At 70.0% G+C, this 18,446-nt stretch carries 15 protein-coding genes; 5 read left to right on the top strand and 10 right to left on the bottom strand.

Going from position 1 to position 18,446, the window contains the following annotated elements:
• The first annotated feature begins 167 nt into the window (after nucleotides 1-167).
• Nucleotides 168-1,376, top strand: a complete 1,209-nt coding sequence (locus tag ACH4S8_RS43105; RefSeq protein WP_398404453.1) for a PLP-dependent aminotransferase family protein — start codon at nucleotides 168-170, stop codon at nucleotides 1,374-1,376.
• Here ACH4S8_RS43105 and ACH4S8_RS43100 read toward each other — a convergent pair.
• From ACH4S8_RS43100 to ACH4S8_RS43090, 3 genes are all read right to left on the bottom strand, one after another.
• Nucleotides 1,312-2,469 carry a CU044_5270 family protein gene (locus tag ACH4S8_RS43100; RefSeq protein ID WP_398404451.1) on the bottom strand — a complete coding sequence of 386 codons (1,158 nt, stop codon included), beginning with the start codon at nucleotides 2,467-2,469 and terminating at the stop codon, nucleotides 1,312-1,314. The two genes, ACH4S8_RS43105 and ACH4S8_RS43100, sit on opposite strands and share 65 nt — an antisense overlap.
• On the bottom strand, nucleotides 2,462-3,160 hold the full coding sequence (locus ACH4S8_RS43095) for an RNA polymerase sigma factor (protein ID WP_398404449.1): 699 nt from the start codon (nucleotides 3,158-3,160) through the stop codon (nucleotides 2,462-2,464). Before ACH4S8_RS43095 ends, ACH4S8_RS43100 begins: the two co-directional genes overlap by 8 nt.
• 123 nt (nucleotides 3,161-3,283) lie before the next feature.
• The gene (locus ACH4S8_RS43090) at nucleotides 3,284-4,195 is read right to left on the bottom strand and encodes a DUF4253 domain-containing protein (protein WP_398404447.1); all 912 of its coding nucleotides are present in this window, start codon (nucleotides 4,193-4,195) and stop codon (nucleotides 3,284-3,286) included.
• A 161-nt stretch (nucleotides 4,196-4,356) separates the two neighbouring features.
• Here ACH4S8_RS43090 and ACH4S8_RS43085 point away from each other — a divergent pair, with 161 nt between their 5' ends.
• Both ACH4S8_RS43085 and ACH4S8_RS43080 read left to right on the top strand, forming a co-directional pair.
• On the top strand, nucleotides 4,357-6,324 hold the full coding sequence (locus tag ACH4S8_RS43085; RefSeq protein ID WP_398404445.1) for a P-loop ATPase, Sll1717 family: 1,968 nt from the start codon (nucleotides 4,357-4,359) through the stop codon (nucleotides 6,322-6,324).
• Nucleotides 6,325-6,380: 56 nt separating this feature from the next.
• Nucleotides 6,381-7,997, top strand: coding sequence for a protein kinase (locus ACH4S8_RS43080; RefSeq protein WP_398404443.1), 1,617 nt, complete (start codon nucleotides 6,381-6,383; stop codon nucleotides 7,995-7,997).
• 89 nt (nucleotides 7,998-8,086) lie between these two features.
• Here ACH4S8_RS43080 and argS read toward each other — a convergent pair whose 3' ends face one another.
• On the bottom strand, nucleotides 8,087-9,856 hold the full coding sequence (gene argS, locus ACH4S8_RS43075) for an arginine--tRNA ligase (RefSeq protein WP_398404500.1): 1,770 nt from the start codon (nucleotides 9,854-9,856) through the stop codon (nucleotides 8,087-8,089).
• 192 nt (nucleotides 9,857-10,048) lie between these two features.
• Here argS and lysS point away from each other — a divergent pair, with 192 nt between their 5' ends.
• Nucleotides 10,049-11,791 (top strand): lysine--tRNA ligase, encoded by a 1,743-nt coding sequence (gene lysS / locus ACH4S8_RS43070; protein WP_398404441.1) that lies wholly within the window; start codon nucleotides 10,049-10,051, stop codon nucleotides 11,789-11,791.
• Between the two features lie 106 nt (nucleotides 11,792-11,897).
• On the opposite strand, the gene ACH4S8_RS43065 is transcribed toward lysS, so the two are convergent.
• The 3 genes from ACH4S8_RS43065 to ACH4S8_RS43055 form a co-directional block, all read right to left on the bottom strand.
• Nucleotides 11,898-13,313, bottom strand: a complete 1,416-nt coding sequence (locus tag ACH4S8_RS43065) for a DUF2637 domain-containing protein (protein ID WP_398404439.1) — start codon at nucleotides 13,311-13,313, stop codon at nucleotides 11,898-11,900.
• A 163-nt stretch (nucleotides 13,314-13,476) separates the two neighbouring features.
• Nucleotides 13,477-14,394, bottom strand: a complete 918-nt coding sequence (locus ACH4S8_RS43060) for a DUF3558 domain-containing protein (protein ID WP_398404437.1) — start codon at nucleotides 14,392-14,394, stop codon at nucleotides 13,477-13,479.
• A gap of 145 nt (nucleotides 14,395-14,539) precedes the next feature.
• Complete coding sequence (locus ACH4S8_RS43055) at nucleotides 14,540-15,412, bottom strand: DUF3558 domain-containing protein (RefSeq protein ID WP_398404435.1); 873 nt, start codon at nucleotides 15,410-15,412, stop codon at nucleotides 14,540-14,542.
• A 202-nt stretch (nucleotides 15,413-15,614) separates the two neighbouring features.
• On the opposite strand from ACH4S8_RS43055, the gene ACH4S8_RS43050 reads away from it, so the two are divergent.
• Nucleotides 15,615-16,808: an RtcB family protein gene (locus ACH4S8_RS43050; protein WP_398404433.1), complete on the top strand. Its 1,194-nt coding sequence runs from the start codon at nucleotides 15,615-15,617 to the stop codon at nucleotides 16,806-16,808.
• Between the two features lie 123 nt (nucleotides 16,809-16,931).
• On the opposite strand, the gene ACH4S8_RS43045 is transcribed toward ACH4S8_RS43050, so the two are convergent.
• The 3 genes from ACH4S8_RS43045 to ACH4S8_RS43035 form a co-directional block, all read right to left on the bottom strand.
• Nucleotides 16,932-17,120: a hypothetical protein gene (locus tag ACH4S8_RS43045; protein WP_398404431.1), complete on the bottom strand. Its 189-nt coding sequence runs from the start codon at nucleotides 17,118-17,120 to the stop codon at nucleotides 16,932-16,934.
• The gene (locus ACH4S8_RS43040; RefSeq protein ID WP_398404429.1) at nucleotides 17,117-17,884 is read right to left on the bottom strand and encodes an SDR family NAD(P)-dependent oxidoreductase; all 768 of its coding nucleotides are present in this window, start codon (nucleotides 17,882-17,884) and stop codon (nucleotides 17,117-17,119) included. Before ACH4S8_RS43040 ends, ACH4S8_RS43045 begins: the two co-directional genes overlap by 4 nt.
• A gap of 70 nt (nucleotides 17,885-17,954) precedes the next feature.
• Nucleotides 17,955-18,293 (bottom strand): YnfA family protein, encoded by a 339-nt coding sequence (locus ACH4S8_RS43035; protein ID WP_365493604.1) that lies wholly within the window; start codon nucleotides 18,291-18,293, stop codon nucleotides 17,955-17,957.
• Nucleotides 18,294-18,446: the final 153 nt, after the last annotated feature.

Raw genomic sequence — 18,446 nt, 5'->3', positions numbered from 1 at the left:
CCGCATCCCGGAATCGACGGGTGTAGAGGCCACGCACCGGCCTAGGGTGCGGTCGGGGGCGGCCCCGGCAGGAGGGCGCCGCCGCCCGCAGGCACGCACCCGCCGAGGTGCTGCCCGCGAGGACGCACCCGCAAGGACGCCGCCCGCAAGGACAAGGAGCCGTCATCGTGACCGTCACCGAACCCGCCGCCGCGACCGCACCCGTTCCCCCGCTCGCCGCGAGGGCCACCGCGATCGGCGGTTCGCCGGTACGCGACATCCTCGCGGTCACCGCGCGCCCCGAGGTGATCAACTTCGCGGGCGGGCTGCCCGCCCCGGAACTGTTCGACGCGGACGGCATCGCCGCCGCCTACCGGGACGTCCTGGCCGAGGAACCCGAACGGGCCCTGCAGTACTCGACGACCGAGGGCGAGCCGTCGCTGCGTGCGGCCCTCGCGGACCGCATGAGCGCGCGGGGACTGCCGACCGGGCCCGACGACGTCCTCGTCACCACCGGCTCGCAGCAGGCCCTGTCGCTGCTCGCCACCGCCCTGCTCGAACCCGGTGACACCGTCCTGGTCGAAAGCCCCTGCTATCTGGCGGCACTTCAGGCGTTCGCCTTCGCGGGGGCGCGCGTGGTGGCCGTGCCGGGCGACGACGAGGGCCTCGACCCCGAAGCCCTCGGCGAACTGGTGGCCCGCGAGCGTCCGAAGCTGCTCTACACCGTGCCCACCTTCCAGAACCCGACCGGACGCACCCTGCCGGCCGACCGGCGGGCCGCCGTCGCCCGCGCCGCCGCCGCGTACGGCCTGTGGATCGTCGAGGACGACCCGTACGGAGAACTGCGCTTCGAGGGCGAGCGGGTCCCGTGGATCGCCTCCCACGACGGCGCCGGGGACCGGACGGTCCTCCTCGGCTCCTTCTCCAAGGTCATGGCACCCGGCATGCGGCTGGGCTGGCTGCGGGCGCCCGCGGCGCTGCGGCGCGCCTGCGCCGTCGCCAAGCAGGCCGCCGATCTGCACACCCCGACCGTGAACCAGCTGGCCGCCGCCCGCTATCTGGCCGACCGCGACCTGGACTCCCACGTGGTCCAGGTCGCGGCCGTCTACCGCGAGCGGCGGGACGCCATGCTCGCGGGCATCGGCGCCGCCCTCCCGGCCGGGTCCACCTGGACCCGCCCGGAAGGCGGCATGTTCCTCTGGGCCCGCCTCCCCGAGCCGTACGACACCACGGCCCTGCTCCGCCCGGTGGTCGACCGGGGCGTGGCCTACGTCCCCGGCGCCCCCTTCTACGCGGGCACACCGGAGACGTCGACCCTGCGCCTGTGCTTCGTCACCCAGACGCCGGAGGAGATTGCCGAGGGGTTGCGGAGGCTGGGGGCGGGGTTGCGGAAGTAGCGGACGGGGACGGGGAGGCAGGAGACGGGGTCGCGGACGGAGACGGGGAGACAGGAGACGAGGACGCTGAGGTGGGTGACGGGGACGCGGAGGTCGGAGACGCCGACGCGTCGCTCGGGGACGGGGTCGCCGAGGGCGAGGGAGTCGTCCGGCCCGTGTCCCGGGCGGTCGGCCGCTGGCCGATCCTGTCCACCACGCCTTGCACCACGACGCCTCTGACCTGTGAGAACCCCCCGTTCTTGTCCGAGTGTCCCCGCTCGAATATCCCGAGGTACGCGTAGGTCGTCGAGTCGAAGACGAAACCCATCGCCGCCCTGGGGTAGGAGACCCCTATGCCGTGCCGGCCGAGCGCGTTCACCCGGTCATGGTCGATCCTGATGGCGGTCATCTTCGAGAGGGCCTCGAACGCGGCGGCCCGCAGTCCCGGAGGCAGGACCCGGGGACCCCGCAGGAACATGCACGCTTCGAAGTACGCCCCCAGGTCCACCTGCGGATCCTTCGCGGGGTCCCCGCCGCCCCGGAACAACTTGAGGAGCTCGTCCGGGTCGGTCGGCCACTTCTTCAGCTTCGAGTACTGGAGGGGGATCGACTGCACCTCGTGCTTGCCCAGTGGTGGGTCGTCCTGAATCCTGCCGTTGTAGATGTACCGGGTGGGCTTCGAGCCGTCCACCGACAACCAGCACTCGTCGACGAGCCGCATCTTCCGCCCGCCCCTGTCGTAGGTCCGGTGGGTGATCTCCCTGGAGTACATGTACTGGTCGTCGCGGGGGATCGGCATACCGGTGCCGTCCGACCGCGACCGGTTCGCGGCCTTGTGCAGCACCTGGGCGGCGGTCAACTGCGTCCCCCCGCCGTTCTTGCCGCGGACGGCGAGCAGGGTCGTGCCGGCCACCGCCGCCGTGCCGGTGGCCGCGATCGCCGCGCGGAGCACCAGCCGCCGGGACAGCGGACGCTGCCGCGCGAGGGCTCCGCTCCCGTCGCCGGTCTCCTCGCCGATGGCGTTCTGGAGCCGGGCGAAGGCGACGGCGCGCGCCCGGTCGGTCGGTCCGGCCTGGTCGGCCGTGAGGTCGCGTACAAGGGTGAGGTCATCCACGGCGGGGTTCCTCCTGTTCCTCTCGAAAGGCAGTGGGATCCGACCCGCCCAGTGCTTCGCGCAGCTTCTTCCGGGCCCGGTGCAGCCGGGAGCGCACCGTGCCCACCGGTATGCCCAGGGCCTCGGCGGCCTCCGCGTAGTCGAGGTCTCCCCAGGCGATGACCAGCAGGACGTCCCGGTGGCGAGCGGGCAGCTTCGCCAGGGCCGCCGACAGGGCGCCGCGCGTGTTCTCGGCACTGATCCGGGCGGCCACCCGCTCCGCCAGCGACTCGCCGCCGCCCCCGTCGGCGGGAGCCGTGGAGGCCACCCGCGACAGCGCCCGCAGCCGCCGTGCCTCGGCCCGCCGGTGGCCGCCGATCAGCCGTGTGACGATGCCGTACAGCCAAGGGCGCGCGTGCGGCCTCGACAGGTCGTACCGGCGCCGCCGCTGGAAGGCGATCACGAAGGTCTCGGCCATCAGATCGTCGGCGGCCTCGGTGCCGAGCCGCCTGGCCGCGTACCGGTGGATGTCGTCGGCGTAGCGGTGGAACAGCTCGGCGAACACATCGGGTTCGTCCCAGGACCGCTCGATCACCGAGGCGTCGGAGTCGCCGTCCGCGCCCGCTCCGAACCCGCCGTCCGAGCCGACGGCGGTATCGGTATCGGTATCGGTGCGGGAACTGGGAACTCCGACGCTCGGTGAGAGGGTCATCGGTCGCCTCTCGGTCTCATGGATCTCCTCGAAGACGGGGGCAGGGTCACCCGCTGTCCGCCGCAGCCCGCTTTCGAGTTCCCGTTTCGGAGCGACGAGTTTTCCGGCGCCCGGACGAGGGGCTCAGTCCCACCAGAAGGACCACACCCGCCCGTTCAGCACCTCCTGCTCGGCGTACTCGCGCAGGGTCTCGTAGTCGCCCTGGGTGATGTTGTCCGGGCAGAACGCGAAGTGCTCCGCCGCGACCGCCTCGGCCTCGGCCGCGGTGGTCGGCGGAGCCGCCACGGACAGCACCAACTGGTCGAAGGTGAGGGCCACCACCCGTATGCCGAAGCGGTCCTCCCACGAGCGGAGGACGGCGCACAGGCGCGCCACGTCACCCTCGTAGTTCACCGGGCCCGACCAGCCGAGTGCCGCCGGGATGTCGGCGCTACGGCGTGCCGGGACGAGCGCGACCCGGGGATCCTTCAGCCAGGAGTCGGATCCTGTCAGGGAGTCGGCGATCTCGGCGGCGCGGGCGTCCGGATCCGCGTCGAGCGGGGTGGCGGCGGCCAGGCCCGGCCAGAGAGGCCCGTACGGTGCGATCGTCTCGTCGAGGGCGGGCTGCTCCCCGAAGACCTCGACGACCTTCTCCTTGCCGGGGTAGTCCTCGTCCGGATCGGGTTCGTCCGCCGCGTACTCCTCCCAGAACTCCGCCAGCACCTCTTCGGCGTCGTGATCCCCGGGATACGACATCTCGTCGGGCGACAGCTCCCATTCCTCCGGGCCGTTCTGCTCGCCGCCCACCTCCACCAGCACCGGCAGCAGACCGGAGGTCCGGGCGGCGGACAGGACCGCCCAGCCGCCGGGAGCCGCCCGGTCCTCGGCGTGCCACAGCAGCGGCTCGTGCCACGGGCCGTCGAGTTCCCCCACTGCCTCAAGGGCGTGGGAGGTACCCCCAGCATCGATCAGTCTCCCGGGCGGGAGGTCGAGTCCGAGCGTGCGCCCGCTCGGGTCTGCCGTCAGCCGCGGCAGCGGATTGGGAAGGGTCGCCATGCCGGTGACTGTAGGGCCCGCCACCGACAACGTGCCTGGAGGCCGTCCCTGGGCTGTATCCGCGAGCAGATCGCGTGGACGTCGCGTCGCGTCCCGTGCTGAGTGTCTAAAGCAGCGGTCAGACGGGAGTTGCCGGTCAGGCGTTCTCAGCCCCGGCGTCGGTGGCCACCGATAACGTGGAGGTCGGGACGACCCAGGGGGACGATTTGGCCGACCAGCCTGTACTCGCGCGGTTGCACTTCGGGCGCGAGGATGCCGAACGAGATGTGACCGAGGGGTTGTTGCTGCGCGGTGGGTTCCTGCCGAACGCCGCTTACAGGGCCGCGCTCAGCGGGCGCAAAATGCTGATCATCGGGCGTAAGGGGTCTGGGAAGAGCGCCATCTGTATGCGTTTGATGTCGGACGTCGGGCACGGTAGCGGGAAGGTGCTCGTCACTCCCGACGAGGCCGCGGGGGAGGAGATCCGGCGGTTCGAGTTACAGGGGTTGCCGGGGGACTCGGCCAAGGCGTTGATCTGGCGGTACGTGTTCGCCGTGCATGCGGCTCGGCACCTGGTGGGGCACGCCAAGGGCGCGCACGACAAGAAGCCCGATTCGGTGAAAGTGCTCGGGCGGTTCCTCAAGCAGAACGGTGAGGGGCAGGACGGTGGGGGCCGGCTGGTGGAGCGGCTGGCCCAGGGCGCGCGCGGGTTGCAGGGTTCGCTTTCGCTGGAGGCGTTCGGGGTCAAGGCGAGTGTGGGTCTCGCCCAGTCGCCTTCCGAAGGGGCTCGGGCCGCACGGCAGTTGGAGATCGTTGAGCAGGGTGTCGCGCGGGCCTTCGCCGATCTGGGGTGCGACGGTGTCGCGCACCCTCCGTTGTTGCTCATGGTTGACCAGTTGGAGCAGGTGTGGTCGGCCGAGCCGGACAGTAATTCGATGGTGATCGGGCTGCTGCTAGCGGCGAAGCATGTGGCGAGCCTGTACGGGCGTTCCGTACGGTTCCTGCTGTTCCTGCGGGCCGACATCTACGATTCGCTGTCGTTCGGCGAGGGCGACAAATTCCACGGGGACGAGCTCAGGATCGCCTGGACGGAACAGGCCCTGCGGGATCTCGCTTTGGCCCGGGCGCAGGCCTCCGTCGGGGCTTGGCTGACCGAGGAGCAGTTATGGAAGGAGCTGTTCCCGCAGACGGTGGGCGGGGAGGAGATCACGACGTATCTTTTCCGGCGCTGTCTGCCCCGGCCGCGTGATGCCATCCAGTTCCTCAACGCCTGCGTGGAAAAGGCCTGGCTGGAACAGGAGCGGGACCTCATCACCGAGTTGGACGTAGTGCAGGCGGGTCGGCAGTTCTCGGAGTGGAAGCTCAAGGACCTGACCTCGGAGTACCTGGTTGCACACCCCTTCCTACGCAACCTCTTCCCGCTCTTCCAGAACACCGGGTACGTCGTCACACGCGCCGCGCTCGCTCGCCGTTTCGAGGCGGCGTCCGCGACGCTGCACCACGACTTTCCCGCGTACGTCAACGTGCTGACGCTTTCCGGAGTCATCGACGTGCTGCACAGCGTCGGTCTGCTCGGCGTGCGGCGCGGCAACGATGTGGTGTTCAGCGGCGACGACGGTCTGCCGGTCCAGCCGCATGAGACGGAATTCCAGGTCCACCCCTGTTTCCGGGCAGCACTCGGTGCGACCAGCGCCGTCGACTTGCGGCGCTTCGAGCCCCAGCTCATGGACGCGCGGATCGCGTCGGGCAACTTCAGCCCCGGGACGTCGGGTATATCCTCCCTCAACCGCGACGACCGGCTGCTCATGCAGCTCGCGCGCTCCTGCCACTCCATCCTCGCTCAGGTCGGGCGGGCGGTGGCGCTGACGCAGGACGTCCGGGACGAGATCACGGTTCAGGTCAACCGCGTCCTGGACGACGTCAACCGCATCCCTCCGGGCGCTGCCTCGTCTGTCGGCGTCGACGTGGACGACTACCTCCTCCGCACCGCCCGCTACCTCACCACCCTGGCCGCCCAACTCCGCGCCGGCGGTCTGGAGGAGACCACAGGCATCGACGATGTCGTCCGCCGCCTTGATGAGGAGGAACGGCGCTTGCGGAGGTCTGCGGGCGGGTCGTACGGAAGCTCGGGTGACTCATCGGGCTACTGAAGCCGCCATACTCGTAAGGGAGTTCCGGGACAGAACGCCGTCGGGAGAGAGAACCGGTGCTGAACGAGGTGCTTGCCGGGCGGTTCCGGATCGCTAGGCTACTGGGGTCCGGTGGAATGGGCCGAGTGTGGGCTGCCCAGGACGAGCGGATGCGGCGGGATGTCGCGGTGAAGGTCGTACATCCGCAGTACGGGATGGACGAGGCGGAGACTCAGGCCCGGTTCCAGCGCGAGGTACAGCTGGCTGGGCGGCTGGCCCATCAGAACATCGTGACCGTGCATGACTGGGGTGAGGCGTCGGTCGACGGGCGTCCCACCCTGTTCCTCGTTATGGAGCTGGTGCAGGGCGAACCTTTGCATAGGCGACTAAAGGAGTCGACGGCGGGTTGGCCGCTTGCCGTGGGGTGGGTCGCGCAGATTGCGGAGGCGCTGCACGCCGCGCACCGCCAGGGCGTGGTGCACCGGGACATCAAGCCCGCCAACACGCTGCTCACCGACGAGGGGATGGTGAAGGTCCTCGACTTCGGGGTCGCGAAGTTCATGGGAGAGACCATCGGGGCGCGGGAACTCACTGTCACAGGTGTGCCTCTGGGCTCCCCGCGGTACATGTCTCCGGAGCAGGCCGAGGGTGCCCGAGAGATCGACCACCGAAGCGATCTCTACTCCTTGGGCTGTCTCCTCTATCACGCGGTGACCGGTAGACCGCCATTCATCAGCGATACTCAGTGGGCCGTACTCCGGATGCAGATCGAGGACACCGCAATCGCTCCGGCGGCCGTCGTCGAAGGACTTCCCGTTGCCCTGAACGACCTCATCCTGCAACTGCTCGCCAAACGTCCGGAAGACCGTCCGGCGGACGCGGCGGCCGTCTGCGACACCCTGAGCACCCTCCTCGCCGACCACGCGGTGACGGACCCAGGCGGGAACATCCTGGACACCACACAACTAGGGCACAGCCACTCGGTGTCGGGGCAGATTCTGAAGCGGGCACGGGAGCAGTTCCAGCGGACGGAGCGGAACAGGGAGGAGGTCGAGCGGTTGTGCGCCGACGCGCTCGCCGAGAGTGGCTCTCTGGTCGAAAGGGCCCGCACGGACGCGGACGAGCTGCTTGCTGGCGCCCGCCAGGACGCCACCGCCATCAGGGAGCGCGCGGAGGAGCTGCGCGAGCGCGTCACCAACGAGATCGAAGCGCTGCACGAGCGGGCCCGCCGTGAGGTCGCCGAGAGCATGAAATCCGCCGGCGACCGTTGCGACGCGCTCGTCAAGGCCGCCGAGGAGCAGCTTGCCGAGGCGCAGGCCAAGGCAGAAGAGCTGGTCTCGAAGGCCAATTCCGAGGCGGTCAAGGGTCGTGATGCCGCGCTCAAGAAAGCTGAGAAGCTGCTTCAGGTGGTCGAGCAGAAGAAGGCTGCGCTGGTGCGGGAGGCCGAAGAGCTCAAATCCGAGATCGAGAGGGCCACCACGCAGACATCTGCGGAGGAAGCCCGATGGGCCGAGGAGGCTTACTACCAGCTCTTCAGGCAGTCGATTGACGGTAGTTTCCCCACGCCGCGGGTCCTCGGCGACAACATCGAGGCCACGTACGGGACGGCGCTCAGCCCCAGCACGCTGAAGAACCTGACGGACCGCTTCCAGAACCGTTTCAACGCGGAGCTGGAGGAAGACCACATCATGTAGCAACACCGTGTCCACGCCCACCCGCAGGGCGCTGGAAGAGCTCATAGAGTCTTTCTCGGGGGAGCTCCCCCAGCGCCGATCACGAATGGTCAGAGCCGCTCGGGCGTCCTGATGCCCAGCAGGGTCATGCCCTGGTGGAGCGTGCGGGCGGTCAGGTCGCAGAGGAACAGGCGGTTCTCCGCGACCTCCTGCTCGGGGGCGGGCTTGATGACCGGGCACTGGTCGTAGAACGTCGTGTACAGCGATGCCAGTTGGTACAGGTACGCCGCCAGCTTGTGCGGGGCGTACTCGGCGGCGACCTCCTCCAGCGTCTCCCCGAACCGGTCCAGGTGCAGGCCCAGCGCCCGTTCCGCCGGGGCCAGTTCGAGCTCCGGGTGGGCCAGCGGGGTGCGGTCGCCGGCCTTGCCGAAGATCGACCGGATACGGGCGTACGCGTACTGGAGGTACACGGACGTGTCGCCGTTCAGCGAGACCATCTGGTCCAGGTCGAACTTGTAGTCCCGCACGGCCGAGGTGGACAGGTCCGCGTACTTCACGGCGCCGATGCCGACGTACCGGCCGTTCTCCTCGATCTCCCGCTCGCTCAGGCCCACCTTCTCGGCCTTCTCCCGCACGACGGCCGTCGCCCGGTCGATCGCCTCGTCCAGCAGGTCGACCAGCCGGACCGTCTCGCCCTCACGCGTCTTGAACGGCTTGCCGTCCTTGCCCAGCACCGTGCCGAAGGCGAGCTGGTGGGCCTTGACGTCGTCGTTCAGCCAGCCGGCCCTGCGCGCGGTCTCGAAGACCATCTTGAAGTGCAGGGCCTGCCGGGCGTCCACGACGTAGATCAGGCTGTCGGCCTTCAGGTTGAAGACCCGGTCGCGGATCGCCGACAGGTCGGTGGCCGCGTAGCCGTAGCCGCCGTCCGACTTCTTCACGATCAGCGGCACCGGGTTGCCGTCCGGGCCCTTCACGTCGTCGAAGAACACGCACAGCGCGCCGTCCGAGCGGACCGCCACGCCCGACTCCTCGAGGAGGCGGCAGGTCTCGTCCAGCATGTCGTTGTAACCGGACTCGCCGACCACGTCGGGGTCCCGGATCTCCATGTCCAGCTTGTCGAAGACCGAGTAGAAGTAGATCTTCGACTCGTCCACGAACTTCTGCCACATGGCCAGCGTCTCGGGTTCACCCGCCTGGAGGTCCACCACCCGGCGCCGCGCCCGCGTCTTGAACTCCTCGTCGGAGTCGAAGAGGGTCCGCGCCGCCTTGTAGAGCCGGTTCAGGTTCGACATGGCCTCCTCGCCGGAGACCTCGCCGCCCTTGTGGTCCAGCTCGTGCGGGTGCTCGATCAGGTACTGGATGAGCATGCCGAACTGCGTGCCCCAGTCGCCGATGTGGTGCCGGCGCACGACGGACTCGCCGGTGAACTCCAGGATCTGCACGACCGCGTCACCGATGACCGCGGACCGCAGGTGGCCGACGTGCATCTCCTTGGCCACGTTCGGCTGCGCGTAGTCGATCACCGTCGTGCCCGGGTTCGCCGCGAGCGGCACGCCGAGGCGCTCACCGTCCGCGTACCGCTCCGCCAGGTTCGACACGATCGCCCGGTCGGTGATCGTGATGTTCAGGAAGCCGGGCCCGGAGACCTCGATGTCCTTGATCACGTCACCCGACTCGACCCGCTCCACGACCTGCGTCGCCAGCTCCCGCGGATTCGCCTTCGCCTTCTTGGCGAGGGCCAGGATCCCGTTGGCCTGGAAGTCGGCCCGGTCGCTTCGGCGCAGCAGCGGGTCGGCGGAACCGGCCTCCGGCAGGGCTGCCGAGAGGGCGTCCGCGAGGCGCTGATGGACGGAAGCGGTGAGGGACGTGACCGAGGCCATGGAGTGGCTGCCGTTTCTGCTCGGGTTCCGGAGGCTCTGCATGCGGAGACTCTGCGTACGGAGACTTCGTGTACGCAGACTCCGAGTACAGGGAAAGCCAGTATCCCACGCGGTGAAAAGCCGTTTTCGCTCTTCGGGGCCGAGCTGGGAGAATGGGCGCGTCAGCCGTACTCGCGTTTGAGGAAGAAGGACGTGCCGATCGTGGCTCAGAGCACCGAGACCACCGACTGGGTCTCCCGTTTCGCGGATGAGGTCATCGAGGAGTCGGAGCGTCGGGCCCCGGGCAAACCGGTCGTCGTGGCGTCCGGTCTCTCCCCGTCCGGTCCGATCCACCTCGGCAACCTCCGCGAGGTCATGACCCCGCACCTCGTCGCCGACGAGATCCGCCGCCGCGGACACACCGTGCGCCACCTGATCTCCTGGGACGACTACGACCGCTACCGCAAGGTTCCGAACGGCGTGGCGGGCATCGACGACTCCTGGGCCGAGCACATCGGCAAGCCGCTGACCTCCGTCCCGGCCCCCGCCGGCTCGGCGTACCCGAACTGGGCCGAGCACTTCAAGGCCGCCATGACCGAGGCCCTGGCCGAGCTCGGCGTCGAGTACGACGGGATCAGCCAGACCGAGCAGTACACCGCGGGCACCTACCGCGAGCAGGTCCTGTTCGCGATGAAGCACCGCGGCGACATCGACGCGATCCTGGAGCAGTACCGCACCAAGAAGGCCCCCGCGAAGAAGCAGCAGGGCCAGAAGCCGGTCGACGAGGCCGAGCTGGAGGCCGCCGAGGGCTCGGGCGCCGCCGCCGAGGACGACGGCAGCTCCACCTCCGGGTACTACCCGTACAAGCCCTACTGCGGGCAGTGCGAGAAGGACCTGACCACCGTCACGTCCTACGACGACACGACGACCGAGCTGTCGTACACCTGCTCCTCCTGCGGCTTCGCCGAGACCGTCCTGCTCAGTGAGTTCAACCGCGGCAAGCTGGTCTGGAAGGTCGACTGGCCCATGCGCTGGGCCTACGAAGGCGTGATCTTCGAGCCGAGCGGCGTCGACCACTCCTCCCCGGGCTCCTCCTTCCAGGTCGGCGGCCAGATCGTCGGGATCTTCGGCGGCGAACAGCCCATCGGCCCGATGTACGCCTTCGTCGGCATCTCCGGCATGGCCAAGATGTCCAGCAGCAAGGGCGGGGTCCCGACCGCGTCCGACGCGCTCCAGATCATGGAGCCGCAGCTGCTGCGCTGGCTGTACGCCCGCCGCCGTCCCAACCAGTCGTTCAAGATCGCCTTCGACCAGGAGATCCAGCGGCTCTACGACGAGTGGGACAAGCTCGCCGGCAAGGTCGCCGACGGCTCGGTCCTCCCGGCCGACGCCGCCGCGTACAGCCGTGCCGTCGGCACCGCCGCGGGGGAGCTGCCCCCGACCGCCCGCCCGATGGCGTACCGCACCCTCGCCTCCGTCGCCGACATCACCGCCGGTGCCGAGGACCAGACCCTGCGCATCCTGAGCGAGCTCGACCCCGAGAACCCGCTCACGTCCCTGGACGAGGTCCGGCCCCGTCTCGACAAGGCCGAGACCTGGATCAACACCCAGGTCCCCGCCGAGGAGCGCACCGTCGTCCGCGAGGAAGCCGACGTCGAGCTCCTGAAGTCCCTCGACGACCAGGGCCGCGAGTCGCTGCGCCTGCTCCTCGACGGACTGGAGGCGAACTGGTCCCTGGACGGCCTGACCCACCTCGTCTACGGCGTTCCCAAGGTCCAGGCGGGCTTCCCCGCCGACGCCACAGCCAAGGAGCTCCCCGCCGAGATCAAGGTCGCCCAGCGCACCTTCTTCGCCCTGCTCTACCACCTGCTCGTCGGCCGTGACACCGGGCCGCGCCTGCCCACGCTGCTGCTCGCCGTGGGCCAGGACCGGGTGCGCAAGCTGCTCAGCGCGTAATCGGACACGGCAAGGCCGCGTAGTACGAGGAAGGGGCGCCCGGTGACCACCGGGCGCCCCTTCCTCGTACTACGCCGGCACGTTCACGCGCCGACGTGCCTCCTGCTCACGCGATGTGGTCCTCCTCCAGCTCCGTGTTGAAACGGTTCTGGAAGCGGTCCGTCAGGTTCTTCAGCGCACTGGGGCTGAGCGTCGTCCCGTACGTGGCCTCTATGTTGTCGCCGAGCGTCCGCGGCGTGGGGAAGCTGCCGTCTATCGACTGGCGGAACACCTGGTAGTACGCCTCCTCCTGGGCCCTCTCGTCCAGGACCGGCGACTGCTCCTCGCGCGGGGACGGGATGGGCAGCTGCTCCGGGCCGCCGCCCTCACCGAGCTGGCGCGTACGGCCGGGGCCCGCCGGAATCGGGAAGGTGCCCGTCTCCTCCGGGCCGGGCTCGTAGGCCTGCGCCTCCTGGTCGGCGAACCACTGCTGGTACTGCTCCTCCGTCCCGTACGACGGGTCGTAGCCGCCGTCGTACGGGATCTCCTGGGGATCGACCGGGGTGGCGAACCACGGGTTCAGGTCCGGGTCCGGCGCCTGTCCCTGGTACTGATTCTGCCCCTGGTACTGACCTTGGCCCTGGCCCTGATACGCGCCCTGGGCCTGCCTCTGCCCCTGTCCTTGTCCCTGGGCCGGTCCCTGGCCCTGGCCCTGCTGGGCGTACGCGGCCTGCGCCTGACGTCCGGCGGCCCCGTTCGACTCCAGCTCCAACGGCTCGGGAGCCGCCGGGGCGGCGGCCGGGACGGACGCCTGGACCGGTGCGGGCGCCGGCGCCGGCGGCAGCAGTGCCGGCTCGATGCCGGCCGCCGCGAGGCCCGCGGGGGCCGTCTCCGCGAGCGGCACGCCGTAGCGGGCCAGGCGCAGCGGCATCAGGGATTCGACGGGGGCCTTGCGGCGCCAGGAGCGGCCGAAGCGGGAGTGCAGGCGGGCCTGGTAGACGAGCCGGTCCTGCTCCAGCTTGATGACCTGCTCGTAGGAGCGCAGCTCCCACAGCTTCATCCGGCGCCACAGCAGGAAGGTGGGGATCGGGGAGAGCAGCCAGCGGGTGAGGCGGACCCCCTCCATGTGCTTGTCGGCCGTGATGTCGGCGATCCGGCCGACCGCGTGCCGGGCCGCCTCGACCGAGACCACGAACAGCACCGGGATGACGGCGTGCATGCCCACGCCCAGCGGGTCCGGCCAGGCCGCCGCGCCGTTGAAGGCGATCGTCGCCACCGTCAGCAGCCACGCCGTCTGGCGCAGCATCGGGAACGGGATGCGGATCCAGGTCAGCAGGAGGTCGAGGGCGAGCAGGACGCCGATACCCGCGTCGATGCCGATCGGGAAGACGTACGAGAAGTTCCCGAACCCCTTCTTGAGCGCCAGCTCACGGACCGCCGCGTACGAACCGGCGAAGCCGATTCCTGCGATGACGAGCGCACCGGCGACGACCACGCCGATGAGAATCTTGTGCATCCGTGTCAGCTGTATGGGCGCGGCCACCTGTACTCCCCTCCCTTGCGTGTTGTTGCGCGCAACAGAGTGGCACATGTGTGTGGCGTACGGATGCGCGGTATGGACGGAGCCCGGTTCCGACGAGAACCGGGCTCCCGTAACAGGCTTGCCGGACAACCGGGTTGAGCCCCGGAAACCGGTCGCGGCCGGATCAGCTCTTCTTCGTCGCCGACTCCGACGGCGAGGCGCTCTTGGAGCCGGTCTTCGAACTGGTCTTCGACGTGCCCCCGGCGGCGCTCTTGGACGCCGAGGCCGACGGCGACCCGGAGGAGGACGGAGCCTTCGACGAGGCGGCCGGATCCGGCGTGCCCGTGCTCGCCGCGCCGCCGTCCCCGTTCGCGGCGGCCACCGCGGCCACCGCCTCCTTCGTGGCCTTCTCGGCCGCCTTCAGCAGCGCGGCCGGGTCCGGGGTCTTCTCGCCCGCGAGACCGGCGCCGTTGTAGTCGAGCGTCACGACCACGTTCTCGACGCGCGCCACGATCGTCTGCTGCTTGAAGGAGCCTTCCTTCTTCTTCAGGCCGTACTGCACGGCCGTCGCCTCGGCGCCCGTACCGGCGACCGGCGCCGACTTGCTGTCCAGCGCGCCCGTCACCGTCTGCGCGGCCGAGACCTGCTTCTGGAAGTAGTCGTGGGCCTGCTCGTCGCCCGAGCCGCGCGTGTCCGAGTCGAAACGCAGCAGCGCCACGTTCAGCCAGCGGAACTGGGAGCCCTTCACCCCGTTGTTGTCGAGGCTGGTCCAGTTGCAGTTGCCGCGCTGCTTCGGCTCGTCCAGCTTGCCGGACTTGCCCGACTTCGATCCCTTCGGGATCAGTTCGTCCAGCGTCTTCTTCGACAGCGCCGAGCACGCCTTGGGCAACGTCGCGTACGCGGCGGGCTGGACGGTGGGGGCCGCGCTGCTCGCGGGCACCGTCGCTCCCGGGCCCGCGCTCGCGTCCTTCTGCGCGTCGTCACCGGAGCCGGAGTCCGAGGAACAGCCCGCGGCGACGAGCATCACCGGGACGGCGGCCGCGCTGACAAGGATGCGGGTGAGTCGCTGGGCTCGGCCTGCTCGCTGTACTGGTCGGTGCATGGTTCCTTCACTCGTGGCTCGTGGTACGGCCGCACATGGCGCGTGCGACCGGTCGGGTCCGAGGGGCCACGGTACGCGGTGGGGCGCAAGGGCGGTTCCCGTTCGGGGGGTTTGCGCCGGGGTGCCCCCAGCGGCCGCGCAGCCGCTAGTCGTTGAGCCGGGAGGCCAGCTTCTGGGCCAGTTTCTGCGCCCTGTCCTGCATTTCTTTGCTGTCGGGGGCGCTCGCGGAAGCCGTCGGCTGCTCGGAGTATTCGATCGTCACGATGACGTTGGACGTGCGGAACACCACAGTCACCGTGCGCTGCTGAGCCGTCGACGAGCCGGTGCTCAGCTTGTCGTCGAGGAACGCCTCGTCGCCGAGGTCGTCCAGTACGCGCGGCTGGAGATCGGCCGGGGCCTGTGAGGCGGAGGCGCCGGAGGCCGAGCCGGAAGGAACACCGGAGGCCGGGCCGGAAGGGGCGCCGGAGGCGTCGCCGTTGTCCCCGCCGGCGTTGTCGGCGGCGGGGCTGCCGGCGCTGTCGCTCGGACTCGGCGTGGCGGCGGCGGAGGTGGAGGCGGACGCGGCCGGCGCCGGGAGGCCGGCCGACGTCTGCTTGGTGGCGAAGAGCTCCTCGGCCTTGCTCTCGTCGCTCACCGTGTTGTCGTACGAGACCACGCGCTCGAAGTCGACGAAGAGGTGATCGGTGGTGGCGGCGGACGCCACCTTCCAGTCGCAGCCGTCGCGCCGGTCCGTGTCGTACGTGAGCGTGGCCTCGCCCGCGTACGCCTTCTCCTGCTGCGCTTCGTCGCTGGTCTCCTGGATGCCGGGCAGCAGGGTGTCGAGCGTGTCGTGATCGGCCGCGCCGCACGCCTCCGGGAGGGTGCGGTACTTGCCCGGCTGGGCCACCGGGGCCGTCGTGCCCGTGTCGCCGCCCTTGGAGTCCGGAGCCGAACCACCCACACCCGAACCGCCCGTGCAGCCCGCCAGCACTGCCGCGAGGAGCATGGCGGCGGCAGATACGTACGCCTTCCGCTGCACGGTCAGGCTCCTCTCGACGGTTCCCGACGGCGCTTGGGCCCGGGTGTCCTGTGGTTATTGGGTTGCCGCACGGGGGCGACCCCTGGAGACAATGTGTATCGCACGCACAGCCGTGGACGCCGGTCCGTTGTCCTATACGTCGACCTAGGCGCCGGTTTTGCGCTTTAAGACTTTTGATGTGTTTATGGGGATAGAGGACGATATGTCGTACGTAGAGATGCCGGGGGCGCAGGTCCCCATCCGCATGTGGACCGACCCCGCCTCGGTCGAGGACGTCGCGCTCCGCCAGCTCCAGAACGTGGCGACCCTTCCCTGGATCAAGGGCCTCGCCGTCATGCCGGACGTCCACTACGGCAAGGGCGCGACGGTCGGCTCGGTCATCGCGATGCGGGACGCGGTGTGCCCGGCGGCGGTGGGTGTCGACATCGGCTGCGGAATGTCCGCGGTCAAGACCTCCCTCACCGCCAACGACCTGCCGGGCGACCTCTCGCGACTCCGCTCGAAGATCGAGGAGGCGATCCCGGTGGGCCGCGGGATGCACGACTCCCCGGTCACCCCGGACCGCTTCCACGGCCTGGCCACCGCCGGGTGGGACGACTTCTGGGGGCGGTTCGACGGAGTGGCGGACGCGGTGAAGTTCCGCGAGGAGCGGGCCGTGAAGCAGATGGCGACGCTCGGCGGGGGCAACCACTTCGTCGAGGTCTGCATCGATTCGGACGGTTCCGTCTGGCTGATGCTGCACTCCGGTTCGCGGAACATCGGCAAGGAGCTGGCCGAGCACCACATCGGTGTCGCGCAGAAGCTCCCGCACAACCAGGGCCTGGTCGACCGCGACCTCGCCGTCTTCGTCGCGGACACGCCCCAGATGGCGGCGTACCGCAACGACCTGTTCTGGGCCCAGGAGTACGCGAAGAACAACCGCACGCTCATGATGGCGCTCCTCAAGGACGTGATCCGCAAGGAGTTCAAGAAGGCGAAGCCGGCCTTCGAACCGGAGATCTCCTGCCACCACAACTACGTGGCGGAGGAGCGGTACGAGGGAATGGACCTGCTCGTCACGCGCAAGGGCGCCATCCGTGCGGGGTCCGGCGAGTTCGGCATCATCCCGGGCTCCATGGGGACCGGGTCGTACATCGTGAAGGGCCTCGGCAACGAGAAGTCCTTCAACTCCGCCTCGCACGGCGCGGGTCGGCGCATGAGCCGCAACGCGGCGAAGCGGCGCTTCTCGACGAAGGACCTGGAGGACCAGACGCAGGGCGTGGAGTGCCGCAAGGACTCCGGCGTCGTGGACGAGATCCCGGGTGCGTACAAGCCGATCGAGCAGGTCATCGAGCAGCAGCGCGATCTCGTGCAGGTCGTGGCGAAGCTGAAGCAGGTCGTCTGCGTGAAGGGCTGAACCTTGCGCGGAGCCCCGGGCCGTTGCCGGCTCGGGGCTCTTTCGCGTGGGCGCTCACGGGCGGGGCCGGAACGGTCCGCGGTTTCGCGGCTCCGTGGTTCTGTGGCTCCGTGGGCCGTGAGGTCACTTCGTCGACAGGACCGCGTAGATCATGACGAAGGCCACGATGTGGATGCCGAAGAGGAAGTACGCCAGGTAGTACCAGACGTACCGTTCGCGCTTCTTCTCCAGGGCCAGGCGGGCCTGTTCGCCGGGTGGGGGCGGTGGCTGGGATGGCTGCGGCTGTGGGGCGTGCGCAGGGTCCGGGGTCACAGTTCTCGGTGGATCTTCGTGTTCGACGCCTGGGCGCGGGGGCGGACCACGAGGAGGTCGATGTTCACGTGGCTCGGGCGGGTGACGGCCCACGTGATGGTGTCGGCGACGTCGTCGGCGGTCAGGGGCTGGGCGACGCCCGCGTAGACCTTGGCGGCCTTCTCGGTGTCGCCGCCGAAGCGGGTGAGGGCGAACTCCTCGGTCTTGACCATGCCGGGGGCCACCTCGATCACGCGGACCGGCGTGCCGACGATCTCCAGACGCAGCGTCTCCGCGAGCACGTGCTCGGCGTGCTTGGCGGCCACGTAGCCGCCGCCGCCCTCGTACGTGGCGTGGGCCGCCGTGGACGACAGGACGACGACCGTGCCGTCGCCGCTCGCGGTGAGCGCCGGGAGGAGGGCCTGGGTGATGTTCAGGGTGCCGATGACGTTCGTCTCGTACATCTGGCGCCACTGGGCCGGGTCGCCGGTCGCGATCGGGTCGGCGCCGAGCGCGCCGCCCGCGTTGTTGACCAGCACCCCGACCGTCTTGAACGCCGTCGCGAACTCGTCGACCGCGGTGCGGTCCGTGACGTCCAGGGCGTACGCGGTCGCCTGGCCGCCCGCGGCGGTGATCTCCTCTGCCAGCGCCTCGATGCGGTCCTTGCGGCGGGCCGTCAGGACGACGCGGTAGCCCTCGGCCGCGAGCTGCCGGGCCGTCGCGGCACCGATTCCGCTGCTTGCACCGGTGATGACGGCGATACGGGACGCGGCGGCGGGGGTCATACGGCTGCTCCTTGGCGGGGTCTGCGGTGTCTGCGGTCTCTGTGGTGCCTCCGGCCAGGATAGGCGGGGGTCAATTGCCGCCTCTGGGCGCGTACATGATCACGGCGGCTCCGGCCAGGCAGATCAGGGCGCCGGTGATGTCCCAGCGGTCGGGGCGGTAGCCGTCGGCGACGACGCCCCAGGCGAGGGAGCCGGCCACGAAGACTCCGCCGTACGCGGCCAGGACGCGGCCGAACTCGGCGTCCGGCTGGAGGGTGGCGACGAAGCCGTACAGGCCCAGCGTCATCACGCCGGCGCCGATCCAGAGGGCGCCCCGGTGTTCGCGTACGCCTTGCCAGACGAGCCAGGCGCCGCCGATCTCCAGGAGTGCGGCGAGGGCGAAGAGGAGCGCGGAGCGGGCGATCAGCATGGGGTCACTTTGGCAGGCGGCGGTGCCGGGTTCTGTCGGGTGGGTGGGTCCGGTGGGTGGGTCGGGGCCGTGGGGGGGCCCCCCCCCCCCCCCCCCCCGCCCCGGGGGGGGCGGGGGGGGGGGGCGGGCGGGGGGCGGGCGCCACCCCCCCCC

Origin of the sequence: Streptomyces sp. NPDC021080 (assembly GCF_044333225.1) — a bacterium.
Taxonomy (GTDB): domain Bacteria; phylum Actinomycetota; class Actinomycetes; order Streptomycetales; family Streptomycetaceae; genus Streptomyces.
This window is presented reverse-complemented; position numbering and strand designations above follow the sequence as displayed.